The organism is Enterorhabdus sp. P55, from assembly GCF_009911695.1.
Taxonomy (GTDB): Bacteria; Actinomycetota; Coriobacteriia; order Coriobacteriales; family Eggerthellaceae; genus Enterorhabdus.
Window position 1 is genome coordinate 1 of record NZ_QWKK01000215.1, and the last position, 1,738, is coordinate 1,738.

At 70.1% G+C, this 1,738-nt stretch carries 1 protein-coding gene; it reads right to left on the reverse strand.

The window, feature by feature from the left end; genetic code table 11:
* Window positions 1-1,188: 1,188 nt before the first annotated feature.
* Window positions 1,189-1,738 (reverse strand): hypothetical protein (locus tag D1643_RS10885; protein ID WP_160710626.1); only part of this gene is annotated, 550 nt, incomplete at its 5' end.

Here is a 1,738-nt window from a genome sequence, read left to right on the forward strand (position 1 = left end):
CGGGGTCACCTGAGACACAGGGCACGGCGGGGTCGGGCGCGCCGGCTGCGGGCTCGCCGGCGCGAAGCGCGCCTGACGCGCCCGATGCGGGCGCGGCGGGGGCGTCGGGCGCAGCGGAGGCGTCGGAGATGATGTCGGCAAGGTCGTCAGTCATGGGGCCATTCTAGCGCAGGGGGACACGCCCCGCCCCGTGGAGCGGCCGCCCCACGCATTCGCCACGACCGCGCGCCCGTCTCCTCGTGCGACCCGCGGCTCACTGCCACTTTTTTCCTGCGAGATGGCACGAATCGTCAGTTTGGTACGGTACTCGCGCCCTCGAAGCCGCACTTTTGGCATTATCGATCCAGTCCGCTCGACAGCCACCAGGGAAAACGTCACCGTCCGCCTCGTCAGTCCTCCTCAACACCGTACCAAACTGACGATTCGTGCCATTTTCCAGCCAAAAAGTGGCTTTGGGGCGCTGGCGGTCGCTGCCAACGAGGACGTCACGTCGCCGCAAGGGAGCTGGCGCCACCATTGAGGAGCTCGGCACCTGACGAAAGGGGACGCCATGTTCTGCACCACCTGCGGCGGCCCCTTGCCGACGGCGACGCCTTCTGCTCGCGCTGCGGCGCGCCGCACTCAAACGCGACCCCCCCCCTGCTAGCCCTCTAGGACAGGCTCGTATGCGATCAAAGGGACACACGAAACTTCCGCCGCGCCTGCCGTCCCTCCCGGCGGGCTTCCCGTCAGCATCACCACGCCGGGGCCCTGCACGAGCGTCGGAGTGGCCATCCTGGGCGTCACGCTCTTCACCATCATCAGCAATGCCACCTGATTCCTTGCCCAAGCGTCATTCGCCGGAGCCGTCGGAGCGCGCTCCGGCTTCTCCACCACCCTCATCCTCGAAGCCCATACCTGGCTCTACCTCGCAGTCGCCAGCATCCGAATCATCTCCGACCTCGCAGCCCTTGCCTATGCCCCCAGCTCCCCCTTTCCTATTTCTCGCCCAAGCCGCGCTCAGAGAACAGCCGCGTTATCTCGTTTCTCAACGGGTCTTCGGCGCCCTGGCCTTCACGCCGCTGTGGAGCACGTGACTCGCCAAGCGCAAGCGCAGTGTTTCAGGAGGGGGGTCGCGATCTCCTTCTGGCTGGCAGACGCCGTGCTCTTCGGCTACCGGTTGGCCCGGTTCCTGCTCGAGTTCGTCTTCTAGGACGCGAACGGGTCGGCGTAGAGGCGCAGGCCGTTGGGGAGGCGGGCGAGGCCGGCAGCTTGAAGGGCGACGGCCAGCGGCGTGTCGAGGACGGGGGCGCCGTTGAGGGTCTCGACGACGATCTTGCGGCGGGCGCCGGCCGAGCCCTCGCGCTTGAGCTGCGCCCGCGTGAAGACGACGAGCGCAGCGGCGGCCTCGGCGAGAAGGGGCTCGTCAGTCGTGAAGGACACGAGGGCCTTGAGGCGTGGAGCGGCCCAGAGCAGGGGCACGCCGCCGGAGAGAACCACGAGCGCGCCCTCCCGCCGACTTGGGCGCGCCACCGCGGGCAGGGCGGCGCCCGAGTCGGCCGGCGCAGCGGCGTCCGGGGCCAAGCCGAAGGCGGCGTCTGAGGAGGTCGGAGCGGGGACGCCCGGAGCGTCGGCAGCGGCTGGCGCGGCAGGACAGGCCGGCTCGGGCCAGGGGATGCCCGCGCCGAGGAGGCAGGCGGGGTCATCGGCGGGCACCACGACGAGGGGCGCGGGCGAGCGGTCGGCGACGGGGCGGGCG